The sequence below is a fragment of the Citrobacter freundii ATCC 8090 = MTCC 1658 = NBRC 12681 genome (assembly GCF_011064845.1).
Taxonomy (GTDB): Bacteria; Pseudomonadota; Gammaproteobacteria; order Enterobacterales; family Enterobacteriaceae; genus Citrobacter; species Citrobacter freundii.
The window spans coordinates 4,873,878-4,892,249 of record NZ_CP049015.1 but is presented as its reverse complement, the minus strand read 5'-3'; the positions used below and the strand labels follow the sequence as shown (position 1 = coordinate 4,892,249).

The following is an 18,372-nucleotide window of genomic DNA, read 5'->3' as shown; positions in this document are numbered from 1 at the left end:
GTGGGGTGGTTAAGGCTGGCTATACTACCACGCTGTTATTCTCCCCTCCCGACTTTCATGAGTGACCCTTTATGCGTTTGAACCCCGGACAACAACAAGCCGTCGAATTCGTCACCGGACCTTGCCTGGTGCTGGCGGGAGCGGGTTCCGGCAAGACGCGTGTTATCACCAACAAAATCGCCCATCTGATCCGTGAATGTGGTTATCAGGCACGCCATATTGCGGCCGTGACCTTTACCAATAAGGCTGCGCGCGAGATGAAAGAGCGCGTGGCGCAAACGCTGGGTCGTAAAGAGGCGCGTGGGTTGATGATCTCCACCTTCCACACCCTGGGACTGGATATCATTAAGCGTGAATATGCGGCGCTGGGGATGAAGTCTAACTTCTCGTTGTTTGACGATACTGACCAGGTGGCCTTGCTCAAGGAACTGACCGAAGGGCTAATCGAAGACGATAAGCTTATCCTCCAGCAGTTGATCTCGACGATCTCCAACTGGAAAAACGATCTGATGACTCCGGCACAGGCGGCAGCCAGCGCCAAGGGTGAGCGCGATCGTATTTTTGCCCACTGCTATGGTCTGTATGACGCGCATATGAAGGCGTGTAACGTCCTCGATTTTGACGATCTGATCCTGCTTCCCACGCTGCTGCTACAGCGCAATGAAGAAGTGCGTGAGCGCTGGCAAAACAGAATCCGCTACCTGCTGGTGGATGAATATCAGGATACCAACACCAGCCAGTACGAGCTGGTGAAGTTGCTGGTAGGTAAACGCGCGCGCTTTACCGTCGTGGGCGATGACGATCAGTCGATCTACTCCTGGCGCGGCGCCCGTCCGCAGAACCTGGTACTGTTAAGCAAAGATTTTCCGGCTTTGCAGGTGGTGAAGCTGGAGCAAAACTACCGTTCATCAGGTCGCATCCTGAAGGCGGCGAACATCCTTATTGCGAACAATCCACACGTCTTTGAAAAGCGACTCTTTTCCGAGTTGGGTTACGGTGCTGAACTGAAGGTGCTGAGTGCCAATAATGAAGAGCACGAAGCGGAACGCGTGACCGGGGAATTAATAGCCCATCATTTTGTGAACAAGACGCAATATAAAGACTACGCCATCCTGTATCGCGGTAATCATCAGTCGCGCGTGTTCGAAAAGTTTCTAATGCAGAACCGTATCCCGTACAAAATTTCCGGCGGAACGTCGTTCTTCTCGCGTCCGGAGATTAAAGATCTGCTGGCCTACCTGCGCGTGCTGAGCAACCCGGATGACGATAGCGCATTTTTGCGTATCGTAAATACGCCAAAACGTGAAATCGGCCCGGCCACGCTGCAAAAGTTGGGGGAATGGGCGATGACACGTAATAAAAGCCTGTTTACCGCCAGCTTTGATATGGGGCTTAGCCAGACACTGACCGGGCGCGGGTATGATTCTCTGACTCGCTTTACGCACTGGCTGGGGGAAATTCAGCGTCTGGCGGAGCGTGAGCCGGTTGCCGCTGTGCGCGATCTTATCCACGGTATTGATTACGAATCCTGGCTGTATGAAACCTCGCCGAGCCCGAAAGCGGCTGAAATGCGTATGAAAAACGTCAATACGCTGTTCAGTTGGATGACGGAGATGCTGGAAGGCAGTGAGCTGGAAGAGCCAATGACCCTTACCCAGGTCGTTACCCGCTTTACCCTACGCGACATGATGGAGCGTGGAGAGAGTGAAGAAGAGCTGGATCAGGTGCAATTGATGACACTGCATGCCTCAAAAGGGCTGGAGTTCCCATACGTGTTTATGGTGGGAATGGAAGAAGGATTTTTGCCGCACCAGAGCAGTATCGATGAAGACAATATCGACGAAGAACGTCGTCTGGCTTATGTAGGGATTACGCGTGCACAAAAAGAGCTCATCTTCACGCTATGTAAAGAGCGTCGTCAGTACGGTGAGCTGGTGCGTCCGGAACCGAGTCGTTTCCTTCTGGAGCTGCCACAGGATGACGTTATCTGGGAGCAAGAGCGAAAAGTGGTGAGCGCAGAGGAGCGGATGCAAAAAGGGCAGGCCAGCATCGCTAATATTCGGGCAATGATGGCGAAAGCTAAAGCGAAGTAGGTATTTTATGGGCCGGATATGTGTAAGCACTATCCGGCAACCAGCATCTAATGAACGTCCAGCGGCCAGTGGACATAGCTTTGCCACTGGCTTTCCTGATCGATTAACTCTTTACCCAGCGGATGATGTTCCAGCCAGCCTTCTGGTAGAGTGACCGTCAGGTGCTCGTTTCTTGCATCCAATTGAATTTCCGGCACAAGATCGTCACGGCGACGACTGGCGAAGATGATCGCCAGGCGTAGCAAACGACAAAGATGCTCCGCGATGCGCGGCGGCACTGCGTTTTGCTGGTGGAGCGAAGAGAGATCGACGGGATTGGTCTGGTTGAGTAACAGCGTCGCTAGCAGTTTCTTTTGCGCAGGGGTAAAACCCGGGAGATCGAGATTGCGCACCAGATAAGCGGCATGCTGTGGTGCCTGTTTAAAATCAACGCTTAGGCCAATTTCATGCAGCTGACAGGCACTAATCAGTAATTCGCGGCTAATCGGTTCAAGATGCCACTTTTTTTCTACCTGATCGAGAAATTTAGTCGCCAAATTGGCAACGCGATGTGCTTGCTCTGTATCGACCATAAAGCGACGCTGGATATTGCGTAATGTGCGGCTACGAATATCCTGATCCACCGCCAGATGCAGCATACCGTAGACCAGACCTTCACGTAATGCGCCGCCGGCCAGGGTCATGCATTGAATGTTCAGTTCGGTGAAAATAGCAATCAAAATGGCCAGCCCGCTGGGGAAAACCAGCGCACGTTCCAGCGTTAACCCTTCGATCTCTAGCTCTTCCAGACGACCGCAGTGAATGGCGCGCTGCTTAAGCTGCTGAAGTTTGGCCAGCGTAATGCGCTCATCCATGCCCTGCGCCATCATGATTTCCTGCAACGCCTGGACGGTGCCAGAGGCACCAACGCAAACTTTCCAGCCATGAAAACGCAGTTTGTCGGCGACCGGGCGCAGAACTTCGCGAGCCGCTTTCTCGGCCTCGTCAAAGTTTTCCTGTGCCAGATTACGATCGGTAAAATAGCGTTCGAGCCAGGTGACGCAGCCCATTGACAGGCTGAACAGGGAAGTGGTTTGCGCGCCAGAACCGGTAACCAACTCTGTGCTGGCCCCGCCAATGTCGACGACCAGACGCTGATCTGCGCCGCCGGTAGTGTGGGCCACACCTTGATAAATCAGGCGCGCTTCTTCTTCACCGCTAATCACCTGGACAGGGCAGCCGAGGATCTCTTGCGCTTTAGCAATAAACACATCGGCATTTACGGCGATGCGTAATGTTGCCGTGGCGACCACGCGGATTTGTGGATGCGGAATATCCTGCAGACGTTCTGCAAACAGGCGCAAACATTGCCAGCCGCGCTCCATCGCTTCAACAGAGAGCTCGTTGTCACCGTTGAGTCCAGCAGCCAGACGCACTTTGCGTTTGATACGAGTGAGCGTCTGGATGCTTCCTGCCACCTCACGTACAACCAGCATATGAAAACTATTTGATCCGAGATCGATTGCCGCATACAGCGAAGTAGAATTCATACACTTCATCCTTCAACCTGTATCTGTGTTGGCTGCGTTCTCTCACCCGAATCACTTACTAAAGTAGGTTCATCAGGATTCGTTTTCTTGCCGCCTTGATACAGGCTGAATGATTTTGTGTATGGCATAACTTTTCTTAACCTGAACGACGACGATTACGCGGAGCACCACCGGTACGGCGTGGGCCATTGCCTGTGCGCGGGCGCGTTAAGCGCAAAGGCTTCGGCAGATCGGTCATCAGCGCATCCGGGTTATATTTGCTGACCGGAATCGAGTGGCCGATATAGGTCTCAATTGCGGGTAAATTCAGCGCGTACTCTTCACAAGCGAGGCTGATAGAGTGACCGCTTGCACCAGCACGACCGGTACGACCAATACGGTGAACGTAATCTTCACAGTCATCCGGCAGGTCATAGTTAAATACGTGCGTTACGGCTGGGATATGCAGACCACGTGCAGCAACATCCGTCGCAACGAGAATGTCGATATCGCCACGGGTGAATTCATCGAGGATTCGCAGACGTTTTTTCTGCGCCACGTCACCGGTCAGCAGACCGACACGATGGCCGTCTGCAGCAAGGCTGCCCCAGATATCTTCACAACGATGCTTGGTGTTAGCAAAAACAATGGCGCGATCTGGCCACTCTTCTTCAATCAGCGTTTGCAGTAAACGCATTTTCTCTTCGTTGGAGGGGTAGAAGAGCTCTTCTTTAATGCGATGGCCAGTTTTCTGTTCCGGTTCGACTTCAACGTACTCAGCGTTATTCATTTGTTCGAACGCCAGTTCGCGAACGCGGTAAGAGAGGGTTGCAGAAAACAGCATATTCAGACGTTGGGTGGTTGGCGGCATACGACGGAACAGCCAACGGATATCTTTAATAAAGCCCAGATCGTACATACGATCGGCTTCATCCAGCACCACGACCTGAATCGCGCCCAGATTAATGTGGTTCTGTTTTGCATAGTCGATAAGACGACCGGTCGTGCCGATAAGAATATCGACGCCGCTTTCCAGCACTTTCAGCTGTTTATCGTAACCGTCGCCGCCATACGCCAGGCCTAATTTCAGACCAGTGGTCTGTGCCAGCGGCTCGGCATCGGCGTGGATCTGCACGGCTAACTCACGCGTTGGCGCCATAATTAACGCACGCGGTTGGTTCACCTTGCGATCGGCAATCGCGGGATGAGAGAGAAGATAATGAAACGTTGACGTCAGGAACGCCATCGTTTTTCCGGTACCGGTTTGCGCCTGCCCGGCAACATCACGACCAGCCAGCGTTAGCGGCAGCGCGAGGGCCTGAATGGGCGTACAGTTATGAAAGCCTTTGTTTTCAAGGGCTTCTATCACCTTTGGGTGCAGGGCGAAGTCGGAAAACTTCTGTTCTGTTAAATGTGTTTTGCTCATAGTGTGGTAGAATATCAGCTTACTATTGCTTTACGAAAGCGTATCCGGTGAAATAAAGTCAACCTTTAGTTGGTTAATGCTACATCAACACGTCGTTGATTAATGCTACACCAATGCACCAGGCTTATTCCTGTGGAGTTATTATGAGCGATAAAATTATTCACCTGACTGACGACAGTTTTGACACGGATGTACTCAAAGCGGACGGAGCAATCCTCGTTGATTTCTGGGCAGAGTGGTGCGGTCCGTGCAAAATGATCGCTCCGATTCTGGATGAAATCGCTGACGAATATCAGGGCAAACTGACGGTTGCTAAATTGAACATTGACCAAAACCCAGGCACCGCGCCGAAGTATGGTATCCGTGGCATCCCGACCCTGTTGCTGTTTAAAAACGGCGAAGTTGCGGCGACAAAAGTCGGCGCGCTGTCCAAAGGTCAGTTGAAAGAATTCCTCGACGCTAATTTAGCGTAAGGAAGTCTCATGATCGGGCGACCATACTTCGAAATGATTCGGATGACTGGACGCCCGACTTGAGTCGTGCTAAGTTAGTGTTGACTTCGTATTAAACATACCTTATTAAGTTTGAATCTAGTTATATCCAATACTTCCCGTTGTTTCTCGCGCGAGAAGTGGACAGATTCCTGGCTTGTCACTCAATCCGTCTTGTCGTTTCAGTTCTGCGTACTTTCCTGTGACCAGACAGCGAACAGACATGAGTTGATGGCCGTAAACAGGCATGGATGACCCTGCCATACCATTCACAACATTAAGTTCGAGATTTACCCCAAGTTTAAGAACTCACACCATTATGAATCTTACCGAATTAAAGAATACGCCGGTTTCTGAGCTGATCACTCTCGGCGAAAATATGGGCCTTGAAAACCTGGCTCGTATGCGCAAGCAGGACATTATTTTTGCCATCCTGAAGCAGCACGCAAAGAGTGGCGAAGATATCTTTGGTGACGGTGTGCTGGAGATATTGCAGGATGGATTTGGTTTCCTCCGCTCTGCAGACAGCTCCTACCTCGCCGGTCCTGATGACATCTACGTTTCTCCCAGCCAAATCCGCCGTTTCAACCTCCGCACTGGTGATACCATTTCTGGTAAGATTCGCCCGCCGAAAGAAGGTGAACGCTACTTTGCGCTGTTGAAAGTTAACGAAGTTAACTACGACAAACCAGAAAACGCCCGTAACAAAATCCTCTTTGAGAACTTAACGCCGCTGCACGCAAACTCTCGTCTGCGTATGGAACGTGGTAACGGTTCTACTGAAGATTTAACGGCGCGTGTACTGGATCTGGCATCGCCGATCGGTCGTGGCCAACGTGGTCTGATTGTTGCTCCGCCGAAAGCGGGTAAAACCATGCTGCTGCAGAACATCGCGCAGAGCATTGCATACAATCATCCTGACTGCGTGTTGATGGTGCTGCTGATTGACGAACGTCCGGAAGAAGTTACCGAGATGCAGCGTCTGGTGAAAGGTGAAGTGGTTGCGTCTACCTTTGACGAACCAGCCTCCCGCCACGTTCAGGTTGCGGAAATGGTTATCGAGAAGGCGAAACGTCTGGTTGAACACAAGAAAGACGTTATCATTCTGCTTGACTCCATCACCCGTCTGGCACGTGCATATAACACCGTGGTTCCTGCTTCCGGTAAAGTACTGACCGGTGGTGTGGACGCCAACGCCCTGCATCGTCCGAAGCGTTTCTTTGGTGCTGCACGTAACGTGGAAGAGGGCGGTAGCCTGACCATCATCGCGACTGCGCTGATTGATACCGGCTCTAAAATGGATGAAGTTATCTATGAAGAGTTTAAAGGTACCGGCAACATGGAACTGCACCTCTCTCGTAAGATTGCTGAAAAACGCGTCTTCCCGGCTATCGACTACAACCGTTCCGGTACCCGTAAAGAAGAGCTGCTCACTACCCAGGAAGAGCTGCAGAAAATGTGGATCCTGCGCAAAATCATCCATCCTATGGGTGAAATCGACGCAATGGAATTCCTCATTAACAAACTGGCGATGACCAAGACCAATGACGACTTCTTCGATATGATGAAGCGTTCCTGATTCGGGCATCATCTGAAAACGCCACGTTTTTACGTGGCGTTTTGCTTTTGTGGATGTAATCTTAACGACACAATAATAATAATCCGGTATGACATACCGCCTGGTGACGAAGGGTTGTAATTCGTATTTTGTGGTTAATAATCATACAGAACCACCTGATATGGAATCGGGTTTCTCTTCTGAATAATCGCCCGGATGGTTATACTTCATATATTGATATTCTCTGAGAGCATGTATAGTGAATTTACTGACAGCAAGTACTGATCTCATCAGTATTTTTTTATTCACAACGCTGTTTCTTTTCTTTGCCCGCAAGGTTGCGAAAAAGATTGGATTGGTGGATAAACCCAACTTCCGTAAACGTCATCAGGGACTGATTCCGCTGGTTGGGGGGATTTCGGTTTACGCAGGCATTTGCTTTACCTTCCTCATCGCCGATTATTATATCCCGCATGCTACTCTCTACCTGGCCTGTGCCGGTGTACTGGTGTTTATCGGTGCCCTGGACGATCGTTTTGATATCAGTGTAAAAATCCGCGCGACCATCCAGGCCCTTATTGGCATCATTATGATGTCAGTGGGCAAACTCTATCTGCTAAGCCTTGGCTATATTTTCGGCCCCTGGGAGATGGTGCTCGGTCCTTTTGGTTATTTCCTGACCCTGTTTGCCGTTTGGGCGGCGATTAACGCCTTCAATATGGTCGATGGGATCGATGGTCTGCTCGGTGGGCTATCCAGCGTCTCATTCGCCGCGATGGGGCTTATTCTGTGGTTCGATGGCCAGACAAGCCTGGCAATCTGGTGTTTTGCCATGATCGCCGCCATTCTGCCTTACATCCTGCTGAACCTGGGGATTCTCGGACGCCGCTATAAAGTCTTTATGGGGGATGCGGGAAGTACGTTGATTGGCTTCACGGTGATTTGGATTCTGCTGGAGACTACCCAGGGGCCAACGCATCCTATTAGCCCGGTCACGGCTCTGTGGATTATTGCCATTCCTTTAATGGATATGGTGGCAATTATGTATCGCCGTTTACGTAAAGGCATGAGTCCTTTCTCCCCGGATCGCCAACATATTCACCATTTAATCATGCGCGCCGGGTTTACTTCCCGACAGGCTTTTGTCCTGATTACGCTGGCTGCTGCGATCCTGGCTTCTATCGGCGTGTTGGCTGAATATTCTCGTATTGTCCCGGAATGGGTGATGTTGGTGCTCTTTTTACTGGCGTTTGTCCTGTACGACATCTGTATAAAACGCGCCTGGAAGGTGGCGAGATTTATCAAACGCTGGAAGCGCAAGTTGCGTAGAAACCGTGACAGTAAACCAAACTTAACCAAATAAATTGAGGGTACGATGACACAACCATTACCGGGGGAACATGCCATGAGCGCTGAAAATGAACTGGACATCCGTGGGTTGTTTCGTACTTTGTGGACAGGGAAGGTGTGGATCGTCGGTATGGCTCTCGCCTTCGCGTTAGTCGCTCTCGCCTATACGTTCTTTGCTCGTCAGGAGTGGAGTGCGACGGCGATTTCAGACAGGCCAACGGTCAATATGTTGGGCGGCTATTACTCTCAGCAGCAGTTTTTGCGTAACCTGGACATCAAGGCCAGTCTTGCATCTGCGGATCAACCGTCAGTGATGGATGAAGCCTATAAAGAATTTATTATGCAGCTTGCCTCATGGGATACGCGCCGTGAATTCTGGCAGCAGACAGATTACTACAAGCAACGTATGGTGGGTAACAGCAAAGCCGATGCGGCGATGCTGGATGAACTGATCAATAACATTCAGTTTATGCCTGGCGATGCGGTTCGTAATACCAACGACAGCGTGAAGCTGATTGCCGAGACGGCGCCTGATGCCAACAATTTGCTGCGTCAGTACGTGGCGTTTGCCAGCCAGCGCGCAGCGCGTCATCTGAATGATGAGTTGAAGGGCGCCTGGGCTGCACGCACCGTGCAGATGAAGGCGCAGGTTAAACGTCAGGAGGAAGTGGCGAAATCGATCTTCTCTCGCCGTGTTCACAACATTGAGCAGGCGCTCAAAATTGCGGAACAGCATAATATTTCGCGTACTTCTACGGATGTTCCTGCTGAGGAATTACCGGATTCTGAACTGTTCTTGCTTGGACGTCCTATGCTGCAGGCGCGACTCGAGAACCTGCAATCTGTTGGTCCTGATTTCGATCTGGACTACTTCCAAAACCGGGCCATGCTTAACACACTGAACGTTGGGCCAACGCTGGATCCGCGTTTTCAGACCTATCGTTATTTGCGTACGCCGGAAGAACCGGTAAAACGTGACAGCCCTCGTCGTGCTTTCCTGATGATTATGTGGGGCATCGTTGGGGCTCTGATCGGTGCTGGTGTCGCGTTAACCCGCCGCCGCACGATCTAGCAATATCGTTGCAGTGAGGGGCTGGGCCCTCACTGCCAATCCGAAGAGAATCGATGTGAAAGTACTGACTGTATTTGGCACGCGACCGGAGGCCATAAAAATGGCACCTCTGGTTCATGCGTTGGCAAAAGATCCTGATTTTGAGGCAAAAGTTTGCGTCACGGCGCAGCATCGGGAGATGCTCGATCAGGTGTTGAACCTCTTTTCCATTGTACCTGACTACGATCTCAACATTATGCAGCCAGGTCAGGGACTAACAGAAATCACCTGCCGAATACTGGAAGGATTAAAGCCAATTCTGGCTGATTTTAAACCTGATGTGGTGTTGGTTCATGGTGATACCACAACGACCATTGCCACGAGTCTGGCTGCGTTCTATCAGCGCATCCCGGTGGGGCATGTAGAGGCTGGTTTACGTACTGGTGATCTCTATTCTCCCTGGCCGGAAGAGGCGAACCGTACGCTGACCGGGCGTCTGGCTATGTATCATTTTGCGCCAACAGAAAACTCGCGCCAAAATTTGTTACGGGAAGCTATTCCCGAAAATCGTATTTTCGTCACAGGCAATACGGTGATTGATGCGTTGATCTGGGTTCGCGACCGCGTACTGGCGAACGATAAATTGCGTGCTGAATTAGCAGAGCATTATCCTTTCCTGAGCTCTGATAAAAAAATGATACTGGTGACCGGTCATCGTCGGGAAAGCTTCGGTCGCGGTTTTGAACGCATTTGCCATGCGCTGGCGGAAATTGCTGCGGCCAATCAGAACGTGCAGATTGTTTATCCGGTTCACCTGAATCCTAACGTCAGCGAACCGGTGAATCGCATTCTGGGTCACGTTGAAAACGTCATCCTGATTGAACCGCAGGATTACATGCCGTTTGTCTGGCTGATGAATCATGCCTGGCTGATCCTGACCGACTCCGGTGGGATTCAGGAAGAAGCCCCATCTTTGGGGAAACCGGTACTGGTGATGCGCGAAACGACGGAACGTCCGGAAGCGATTACTGCAGGTACAGTACGTCTGGTAGGGACAGACCCGCAGCGTATCGTCGAAGAAGTCACGCGTTTGCTGCATGACGATAATGAATATCAGACCATGAGCCGCGCCCATAATCCGTATGGTGACGGGCAGGCATGTGGCCGCATTTTACACGCGTTAAAAAATAATCGGATATCGCTATGAGTTTTACGACCATTTCTGTCATTGGGCTGGGTTATATCGGACTGCCGACGGCGGCTGCCTTTGCTTCCCGTCAAAAGCATGTGATTGGCGTAGATGTAAATCAACACGCGGTGGATACCATTAATCGCGGTGAAATTCATATCGTTGAGCCAGATTTGGGCGCCGTGGTGAAAACGGCGGTCGAAAATGGATTTCTGCGTGCGACCACAACCCCTGTAGATGCGGATGCCTTTCTGATTGCTGTGCCTACTCCGTTTAAGGGGGAGCACGAACCCGATATGGTCTACGTTGAAGCCGCAGCCAAGTCTCTTGCACCGGTGTTGAAAAAAGGCGCGTTGGTGATCCTTGAATCGACGTCGCCTGTCGGGGCTACCGAACAGATGGCCACATGGCTGGCTGAAATGCGTCCTGATTTGACTTTCCCGCAGCAGGTCGGTGAACAGGCTGACGTTAACATTGCTTATTGTCCAGAACGTGTGCTGCCGGGCCAGGTGATGGTTGAACTGATTAAAAACGACCGCGTGATTGGGGGCATGACCTCCGTCTGTTCCGCACGCGCCAGTGAGCTGTACAACATCTTCCTTGAAGGGGAATGTGTCGTGACCAACGCCCGCACTGCGGAAATGTGCAAGCTGACTGAAAATAGCTTCCGCGACGTCAATATCGCCTTCGCTAATGAGTTGTCGCTGATTTGCGCCGATCAGGGGATCAACGTCTGGGAACTGATTCGCCTGGCAAATCGCCATCCGCGCGTGAATATTTTGCAGCCGGGTCCGGGTGTTGGCGGGCACTGTATCGCAGTTGATCCGTGGTTTATCGTGGCGCAGAACCCGCAGCAGGCGAAATTGATTCGCACCGCGCGTGAGGTAAACGACGGTAAGCCTCATTGGGTGGTCGATCGGGTAAAAGCAGCCGTGGCCGACTGTCTGGCGGATACCAATAAACGGGCCAGCGAAGTGAAAATTGCCTGTTTTGGTCTGGCATTTAAACCGAATATTGATGATTTACGTGAAAGCCCGGCGATGGGAATTGCGCAAAGTATCGCGCATTGGCACAAAGGCGAAACATTGGTGGTGGAACCGAATATCCATCAACTGCCGAAAAAACTGGACGGTCTGTGCCAACTGGCAACGCTGGGCGATGCCCTGGAAAGCGCCGATGTACTGGTCTTGCTGGTCGACCACAATGAATTTAAAGCCATTAAAGGCGATGCGGTTCACCAGCAATATGTCGTTGATACCAAAGGGGTCTGGCGGTGAAAATCCGCGCCAGTATTGAGCCGCTTAGCTGGGAAAATACGTTCTTTGGCGTGCATAGCGCTATTGTGCGTTTTGACCAACACGCGTCGGTTCTGACTGCGGATGCGTTGCAGCCCTGGTCGCGGGTACAGGCAAAAATACCTGCCGCCAATACCCAAGCATTAGATGCCCTGCAACAGCTGGGCTTCTCACTGGTTGAAGGTGAAGTGGATTTTGTGCTGCCAGTGACGTGTGCGCATGGTGACCCCGGTGCGCAGGTCGCACAAACTACGGATATCCCTGCATTACGCCATCTGGCAGGACAGGCGTTCGCGCAAAGTCGTTTTCGCGCCCCGTGGTATGCCGCAGATGCCAGCGCGCGTTTTTATGCGCAGTGGATTGAAAACGCGGTGCTGGGGACGTTCGATCATCAATGCCTCGTTTTTCGTACACCAACAGGTGAGATTCGTGGCTATGTCTCGCTGCGTGAACTGAATGCGACCGAGGCGCGAATTGGCCTGCTAGCCGGGCGTGGGGCGGGAGCAGAACTGATGCAGGCCGCGCTTTGCTGGGCGCAGGCTCACGGTAAAACAGCACTGCGTGTGGCGACCCAAATGGGCAATACCGCCGCGCTTAAACGTTATATACACAGTGGTGCGAATGTGGAAAGCACCGCGTATTGGTTATACAGGTGACACGATGATTCCATTTAACGCACCGCCGGTGGTGGGCACTGAACTCGATTACATGCAGTCTGCGATGAACAGCGGCAAACTGTGTGGCGATGGCGGTTTTACCCGTCGCTGCCAGCAGTGGCTGGAACAGCATTTTGGCAGCGAGAAAGTATTGCTGACGCCTTCCTGCACCGCATCGCTTGAGATGGCGGCATTGCTGCTGGATATCCAGCCTGGCGATGAAGTCATTATGCCAAGCTATACGTTTGTCTCCACGGCCAATGCTTTCGTGCTGCGAGGCGCGAAAATTGTCTTTGTTGATATCCGCCCGGATACCATGAACATTGACGAAACGCTGATTGAAGCGGCGATCACCGACAAAACCCGCGCTATTGTGCCGGTGCATTACGCGGGTGTGGCCTGCGAAATGGATACTATTATGGCGCTGGCGACCAAACATAACCTGTTTGTGGTGGAAGATGCGGCCCAGGGCGTTATGTCGACTTACAAAGGTCGGGCGCTGGGGACGATTGGTCACATTGGTTGCTTTAGCTTTCATGAGACCAAAAACTATACCGCAGGTGGTGAAGGCGGCGCGACGCTGATTAATGATAAAAAATTAGTCGAACGTGCAGAGATCATCCGTGAAAAAGGGACAAACCGCAGCCAGTTTTTCCGTGGCCAGGTAGATAAATATACCTGGCGTGATATCGGCTCCAGCTATTTGATGTCCGATCTACAGGCCGCTTATCTGTGGGCGCAACTGGAAGCAGCGGACCGCATTAACCAGCAGCGTCTGACTCAGTGGCAGAACTACTATGATGCTCTTGAACCGCTGGCGCGTGCCGGACGTATCGAGCTGCCTTCTGTACCGGAAGACTGCGTGCAAAACGCCCATATGTTTTACATCAAGCTGCGCGATATCGACGATCGCACGGCGTTGATTAACTTCCTGAAAGAAGCTGAAATTATGGCGGTGTTCCACTATATCCCGCTGCATGATTGCCCGGCTGGCGACAAATTCGGCGTATTTGCCGGTGTTGATCGTTACACCACCAAAGAGAGCGAGCGTTTGCTGCGTTTACCGTTGTTCTACAACTTGTCGCCGGTCAACCAGCGAACGGTAATTTCGACCTTACTCAACTACTTCGCCTGAAATGTCGCTTGCTAAAGCGTCCTTATGGACGGCAGCCAGTACGCTGGTAAAAATTGGTGCGGGTTTGCTGGTCGTGAAGCTGCTGGCGGTGTCGTTTGGCCCGGCAGGCGTGGGGCAGGCGGGTAACTTCCGCCAGATGGTCACCGTGCTTGGTGTCCTGGCGGGGGCCGGCATTTTCAACGGCGTCACGAAATATGTTGCGCAGCACCATGACGATCCGACCCGGCTCCGCAAGGTCGTCGGTACATCTTCCGCGATGGTGCTGGGATTCTCTACGCTGATGGCGGTGATTTTTCTGCTGGCGGCCGCGCCAATCAGTCAGGGATTGTTTGGTCATACTCATTATCAGGGGCTGGTAAGACTGGTTGCGCTGGTGCAGATGGGCATTGCCTGGGCGAATCTGCTGTTGGCGTTGATGAAGGGTTTTCGCGATGCGGCGGGTAACGCGCTGTCGCTGATTGTGGGTAGCCTAGTGGGCGTAGTGGCTTATTATGGCTGTTATCGCCTGGGAGGGTATGAAGGCGCTTTGCTGGGTCTGGCGTTAGTGCCCGCGTTGGTCGTTATCCCCGCCGCTATTATGCTGATTAAGCGTGGGGCGATTCCGCTGCATTACCTGAAACCCTCGTGGGATAACGGTCTGGCTGGACAGCTAAGCAAGTTTACGCTGATGGCGCTGATTACCTCCGTAACGTTGCCTGTGGCATACGTGATGATGCGAAACCTGCTGGCGGCGCAGTACAGTTGGGATGATGTGGGGATTTGGCAGGGGGTAAGCAGTATCTCTGATGCTTATCTGCAATTCATTACCGCTTCATTCAGCGTTTACTTGCTGCCGACGTTGTCGCGACTTACTGAAAAGCGCGACATTACGCGCGAGGTGGTTAAGTCGCTGAAGTTCGTGTTACCAGCAGTTGCCGCTGCGAGCTTTACCGTTTGGCTACTGCGTGACTTTGCTATCTGGCTGCTTTTCTCCGCAAAATTCACCGCCATGCGCGATCTGTTTGCCTGGCAACTGGTTGGCGATGTACTAAAAGTTGGGGCGTATGTCTTTGGGTATCTGGTGATCGCGAAAGCGTCACTGCGGTTTTATATTTTGGCTGAAATTAGCCAGTTCATGTTATTGACGGTGTTTGCTCACTGGCTGATCCCTGCACATGGTGCGCTGGGAGCGGCACAGGCTTATATGGCAACGTACATCGTCTATTTTTCTCTTTGTTGTGGCGTGTTTTTACTCTGGCGTAGGCGGGCATGACTGTACTGATTCACGTTCTGGGATCGGATATCCCTCACCATAACCAAACCGTGCTGCGGTTTTTCAACGACTCGCTTGCCGCGACGAGCGAGCACGCGCGCACGTTTATGGTTGCCGGTCAGGATGCGGGATTCAGTGAGAGCTGCCCGGCGTTATCGCTGAGTTTCTACAGCGGGAAAAAAGCGTTAGCCGAAGCAGTTATTGCGAAAGCAAAAGCGAATCGCCAACAGCGATTCTTCTTCCACGGTCAGTTCAACACCAGCCTGTGGTTGGCGCTGCTGAGCGGGGGAATTAAACCGACGCAGTTTTACTGGCATATCTGGGGTGCTGATTTATACGAAGTCTCCAGTGGGCTGAAATTCCGCCTGTTTTACCCGATTCGCCGCATGGCGCAGAACCGCGTGGGCTGCGTGTTTGCCACGCGGGGCGATTTACGTTATTTCGCCGAGCAACATCCGCATGTACGGGGTGAGTTGCTCTATTTCCCAACGCGAATGGATCCTTCACTCAATAACATGAGCAATGATTGTCAGCGCAGCGGCAAGATGACGGTGCTGGTTGGCAACTCTGGCGATCGCAGCAATGAGCATGTTGCCGCGCTGCGTGCTGTCCATCAGCAGTTCGGCGACACGGTGAACGTGATTGTGCCGATGGGTTACCCCGCCAATAATGATGCCTATATCGACGAGGTTCGCCAGGCCGGTATGGCATTATTTAGCGCTGATAATCTGCAAATTTTAAGTGAAAAGCTGGAATTTGATGCCTATCTAACATTATTGCGGCAATGTGATTTGGGTTACTTTATTTTTGCCCGGCAGCAGGGGATCGGTACCCTGTGTTTGCTGATCCAGGCGGGTATCCCGTGCGTGCTCAACCGTGAAAATCCCTTCTGGCAGGATATGGTGGAACAGAATCTTCCAGTGTTATTTACCACGGATGATCTCAATGAAGGCGTCGTACGTGAAGCGCAGCGCCAGTTGGCATCGGTAGATAAAAACACGATTACCTTCTTTAGCCCGAATTATCTGCAGCCGTGGTATAACGCGCTGCGCATTGCTTCAGGAGAAACCGTATGAGCCTGATGCAATTCAGCGGTCTGCTGGTAGTCTGGCTGCTCTCCACCTTGTTTATCGCCACGCTGACCTGGTTTGAGTTCCGCCGCGTACGTTTTAACTTCAATGTTTTCTTCTCATTGTTGTTCTTGCTGACGTTCTTCTTCGGATTCCCGTTAACCAGCATCCTGGTGTTCCGCTTTGATGTGGCAGTGGCTCCGCCGGAGATCCTGCTGCAGGCCTTGCTGTCAGCAGCCTGTTTCTATGCCGTCTACTACGTGACGTATAAAACGCGATTGCGTAAGCGAGTAGAGGGTAAGCCGCGCAGGCCGCTGTTTACCATCAATCGCGTTGAAGCCCATTTGACCTGGGTTATCCTGATGGCGATTGCGCTGGTGAGCGTGGGCGTCTTCTTTATGCACAACGGATTCCTGCTGTTCAGACTGCAATCCTATAGCCAGATTTTTTCCAGCGAAGTCTCTGGGGTCGCTCTGAAGCGTTTCTTCTACTTCTTCATTCCGGCCATGCTGGTGGTTTATTTCCTGCGTCAGGACAGCAAAGCGTGGTTGTTCTTCCTGGTGAGCACCGTCGCGTTTGGTTTGCTGACCTATATGATTGTGGGCGGGACGCGCGCCAATATCATTATCGCGTTTGCCATCTTCTTGTTTATCGGCATTATTCGCGGCTGGATTTCGCTGTGGATGTTGGTCGCCGCAGGCGTGCTGGGTATTGTCGGGATGTTCTGGCTGGCCTTGAAGCGCTACGGAATGAGCGTTAGCGGCGATGAGGCGTTCTATACGTTCCTGTACCTTACGCGCGACACCTTCTCGCCGTGGGAGAACCTGGCGCTGTTGCTGCAGAATTACCACAATATTGAGTTCCAGGGGCTGGCGCCGATTGTTCGTGACTTCTATGTCTTTATCCCTTCCTGGCTGTGGCCTGGGCGGCCGAGTATTGTACTCAACTCAGCGAACTACTTTACCTGGGAAGTGTTGAACAACCACTCGGGACTGGCGATTTCGCCGACGTTAATTGGTTCGCTGGTGGTGATGGGCGGGGCGCTTTTTATACCGTTAGGCGCGATTGTTGTTGGACTCATTATCAAGTGGTTCGACTGGCTGTATGAGCTAGGTAACCAAGAAACCAATCGCTATAAGGCGGCGATTTTGCACAGTTTCTGTTTTGGCGCCATTTTCAATATGATCGTGTTGGCACGTGAAGGGCTGGATTCGTTTGTCTCGCGAGTGGTCTTTTTCCTCGTGATTTTTGGCGTTTGCCTACTGATGGCAAAACTGCTGTTTTGGCTATTCGATAGCGCAGGACTCATCCATAAACGAATCAAGTCGCTGCCCCGGACACAAATTGAAGGATCGTAATGACAGATAACACAACTGCGCCGCTGTATTCGCTGCGCGGATTACAACTGATTGGCTGGCGCGATATGCAACATGCGCTGAATTACCTGTTTGCCGAAGGACACCTCAGGTCAGGAACGCTGGTGGCTATCAACGCTGAGAAAATGCTGACAGCAGAAGATAATCCTGAAGTGAGGGAGCTGATCAACGCCGCGGAGTTCAAATATGCGGATGGGATTAGCGTGGTGCGTTCGGTGCGCAAAAAATTCCCGCAGGCGCAGGTTTCACGTGTGGCCGGTGCTGATCTTTGGGAAGCGCTGATGGCGCGAGCTGGGCAAAACGGAACGCCTGTTTTCCTGGTTGGTGGCAAGCCTGAAGTTCTGGCGCAAACAGAAGCAAAACTACGTGCACAGTGGCGTGTGAACATTGTGGGTAGCCAGGATGGTTATTTTACCCCAGAGCAGCGTCAGGCGTTATTTGAGCGTATTCACGCCAGCGGCGCGCAAATTGTGACGGTGGCGATGGGTTCGCCGAAACAAGAGATCTTTATGCGTGATTGCCGCAAGACTCACCCTGACGCGCTGTATATGGGCGTGGGTGGCACCTACGACGTCTTTACCGGTCACGTTAAGCGTGCGCCTAAAATCTGGCAAAATCTGGGGCTGGAGTGGCTGTATCGCTTATTGTCGCAACCGAGCCGTATTACTCGACAACTTCGCTTATTACGCTATCTCCGCTGGCACTATACCGGCAACCTCTGACGCCCTCTCTCCTCTGATAAGTAGCGTGATCTGCTAATTACGCTACTTATTCACAACATAATCGCTGCTTTCTCGCACAATATATTCATTTTTTGAATGCTTTAATTGCCATTTAAGCGATTTTAGGAAACCATTCGCAATAATCATTTCAGTGCCGTGGAGTTTTGACGCCAACTGCTAAGCGGTCGGTGTCGTATAGC

The 18,372-nt window shown here is 51.9% G+C and carries 16 protein-coding genes; 14 read left to right on the top strand and 2 right to left on the bottom strand.

The genetic code is table 11. The features are described 5' to 3' along the window. The first annotated feature begins 71 nt into the window (after window positions 1–71). On the top strand, window positions 72–2,093 hold the full coding sequence (gene rep, locus G4551_RS23425) for a DNA helicase Rep (RefSeq protein ID WP_003829018.1): 2,022 nt from the start codon (window positions 72–74) through the stop codon (window positions 2,091–2,093). 47 nt (window positions 2,094–2,140) lie between these two features. Here rep and gppA read toward each other — a convergent pair whose 3' ends face one another. Together gppA and rhlB are read right to left on the bottom strand one after the other, a co-directional pair. Continuing rightward, window positions 2,141–3,622 (bottom strand): guanosine-5'-triphosphate,3'-diphosphate diphosphatase, encoded by a 1,482-nt coding sequence (gene gppA, locus G4551_RS23420; protein WP_003017996.1) that lies wholly within the window; start codon window positions 3,620–3,622, stop codon window positions 2,141–2,143. 136 nt (window positions 3,623–3,758) lie between these two features. Further along, the gene (rhlB, locus tag G4551_RS23415) at window positions 3,759–5,027 is read right to left on the bottom strand and encodes an ATP-dependent RNA helicase RhlB (protein ID WP_003017994.1); all 1,269 of its coding nucleotides are present in this window, start codon (window positions 5,025–5,027) and stop codon (window positions 3,759–3,761) included. A 143-nt stretch (window positions 5,028–5,170) separates the two neighbouring features. Here rhlB and trxA point away from each other — a divergent pair, with 143 nt between their 5' ends. The 13 genes from trxA (at window position 5,171) to wecG (ending at window position 18,172) form a co-directional block, all read left to right on the top strand. Further along, complete coding sequence (trxA, locus tag G4551_RS23410; protein ID WP_001280776.1) at window positions 5,171–5,500, top strand: thioredoxin TrxA; 330 nt, start codon at window positions 5,171–5,173, stop codon at window positions 5,498–5,500. 130 nt (window positions 5,501–5,630) lie between these two features. Then, entirely contained in the window at window positions 5,631–5,750 is a 120-nt protein-coding gene (locus G4551_RS23405; RefSeq protein ID WP_049259789.1) for a rho operon leader peptide, read from the top strand. Window positions 5,751–5,837: 87 nt separating this feature from the next. After that, on the top strand, window positions 5,838–7,097 hold the full coding sequence (gene rho, locus G4551_RS23400; RefSeq protein WP_002437993.1) for a transcription termination factor Rho: 1,260 nt from the start codon (window positions 5,838–5,840) through the stop codon (window positions 7,095–7,097). A 238-nt stretch (window positions 7,098–7,335) separates the two neighbouring features. Beyond that, on the top strand, window positions 7,336–8,439 hold the full coding sequence (wecA, locus tag G4551_RS23395; protein ID WP_003017991.1) for a UDP-N-acetylglucosamine--undecaprenyl-phosphate N-acetylglucosaminephosphotransferase: 1,104 nt from the start codon (window positions 7,336–7,338) through the stop codon (window positions 8,437–8,439). A 12-nt stretch (window positions 8,440–8,451) separates the two neighbouring features. Continuing rightward, entirely contained in the window at window positions 8,452–9,498 is a 1,047-nt protein-coding gene (gene wzzE / locus G4551_RS23390; RefSeq protein ID WP_003829003.1) for an ECA polysaccharide chain length modulation protein, read from the top strand. 55 nt (window positions 9,499–9,553) lie between these two features. Beyond that, window positions 9,554–10,684 carry a non-hydrolyzing UDP-N-acetylglucosamine 2-epimerase gene (wecB, locus tag G4551_RS23385; protein ID WP_003841188.1) on the top strand — a complete coding sequence of 377 codons (1,131 nt, stop codon included), beginning with the start codon at window positions 9,554–9,556 and terminating at the stop codon, window positions 10,682–10,684. Next, a complete protein-coding gene (gene wecC, locus G4551_RS23380; protein ID WP_003841190.1) occupies window positions 10,681–11,943 on the top strand; it encodes a UDP-N-acetyl-D-mannosamine dehydrogenase in 1,263 nt (420 codons plus the stop codon). Before wecB ends, wecC begins: the two co-directional genes overlap by 4 nt. Further along, window positions 11,940–12,617, top strand: coding sequence for a dTDP-4-amino-4,6-dideoxy-D-galactose acyltransferase (gene rffC / locus G4551_RS23375; RefSeq protein WP_003841192.1), 678 nt, complete (start codon window positions 11,940–11,942; stop codon window positions 12,615–12,617). Before wecC ends, rffC begins: the two co-directional genes overlap by 4 nt. Before the next feature lie 4 nt (window positions 12,618–12,621). Continuing rightward, window positions 12,622–13,752 (top strand): dTDP-4-amino-4,6-dideoxygalactose transaminase, encoded by a 1,131-nt coding sequence (gene rffA, locus G4551_RS23370; protein ID WP_003841193.1) that lies wholly within the window; start codon window positions 12,622–12,624, stop codon window positions 13,750–13,752. 1 nt (window position 13,753) lies between these two features. Then, window positions 13,754–15,004 (top strand): lipid III flippase WzxE, encoded by a 1,251-nt coding sequence (gene wzxE, locus G4551_RS23365; RefSeq protein ID WP_003017971.1) that lies wholly within the window; start codon window positions 13,754–13,756, stop codon window positions 15,002–15,004. Further along, window positions 15,001–16,080 (top strand): TDP-N-acetylfucosamine:lipid II N-acetylfucosaminyltransferase, encoded by a 1,080-nt coding sequence (locus G4551_RS23360; RefSeq protein ID WP_003841197.1) that lies wholly within the window; start codon window positions 15,001–15,003, stop codon window positions 16,078–16,080. Before wzxE ends, G4551_RS23360 begins: the two co-directional genes overlap by 4 nt. After that, complete coding sequence (gene wzyE / locus G4551_RS23355; RefSeq protein ID WP_003017967.1) at window positions 16,077–17,432, top strand: ECA oligosaccharide polymerase; 1,356 nt, start codon at window positions 16,077–16,079, stop codon at window positions 17,430–17,432. The genes G4551_RS23360 and wzyE overlap by 4 nt, the downstream gene beginning before the upstream one ends. Then, complete coding sequence (gene wecG / locus G4551_RS23350; protein ID WP_003017964.1) at window positions 17,432–18,172, top strand: lipopolysaccharide N-acetylmannosaminouronosyltransferase; 741 nt, start codon at window positions 17,432–17,434, stop codon at window positions 18,170–18,172. Before wzyE ends, wecG begins: the two co-directional genes overlap by 1 nt. The last annotated feature ends 200 nt before the right edge of the window (window positions 18,173–18,372 follow it).

What these genes read in the sequence shown, in the direction of transcription:
- rep (WP_003829018.1), top strand. Translation starts at nt 72, where the DNA reads ATGCGTTTGAACCCCGGACAACAACAAGCCGTCGAATTCGTCACCGGA.
- gppA (WP_003017996.1), bottom strand. Translation starts at nt 3,622, where the DNA reads ATGAATTCTACTTCGCTGTATGCGGCAATCGATCTCGGATCAAATAGT.
- rhlB (WP_003017994.1), bottom strand. Translation starts at nt 5,027, where the DNA reads ATGAGCAAAACACATTTAACAGAACAGAAGTTTTCCGACTTCGCCCTG.
- trxA (WP_001280776.1), top strand. Translation starts at nt 5,171, where the DNA reads ATGAGCGATAAAATTATTCACCTGACTGACGACAGTTTTGACACGGAT.
- rho (WP_002437993.1), top strand. Translation starts at nt 5,838, where the DNA reads ATGAATCTTACCGAATTAAAGAATACGCCGGTTTCTGAGCTGATCACT.
- wzzE (WP_003829003.1), top strand. Translation starts at nt 8,452, where the DNA reads ATGACACAACCATTACCGGGGGAACATGCCATGAGCGCTGAAAATGAA.
- wecC (WP_003841190.1), top strand. Translation starts at nt 10,681, where the DNA reads ATGAGTTTTACGACCATTTCTGTCATTGGGCTGGGTTATATCGGACTG.
- rffA (WP_003841193.1), top strand. Translation starts at nt 12,622, where the DNA reads ATGATTCCATTTAACGCACCGCCGGTGGTGGGCACTGAACTCGATTAC.
- wzxE (WP_003017971.1), top strand. Translation starts at nt 13,754, where the DNA reads ATGTCGCTTGCTAAAGCGTCCTTATGGACGGCAGCCAGTACGCTGGTA.
- G4551_RS23360 (WP_003841197.1), top strand. Translation starts at nt 15,001, where the DNA reads ATGACTGTACTGATTCACGTTCTGGGATCGGATATCCCTCACCATAAC.
- wzyE (WP_003017967.1), top strand. Translation starts at nt 16,077, where the DNA reads ATGAGCCTGATGCAATTCAGCGGTCTGCTGGTAGTCTGGCTGCTCTCC.
- wecG (WP_003017964.1), top strand. Translation starts at nt 17,432, where the DNA reads ATGACAGATAACACAACTGCGCCGCTGTATTCGCTGCGCGGATTACAA.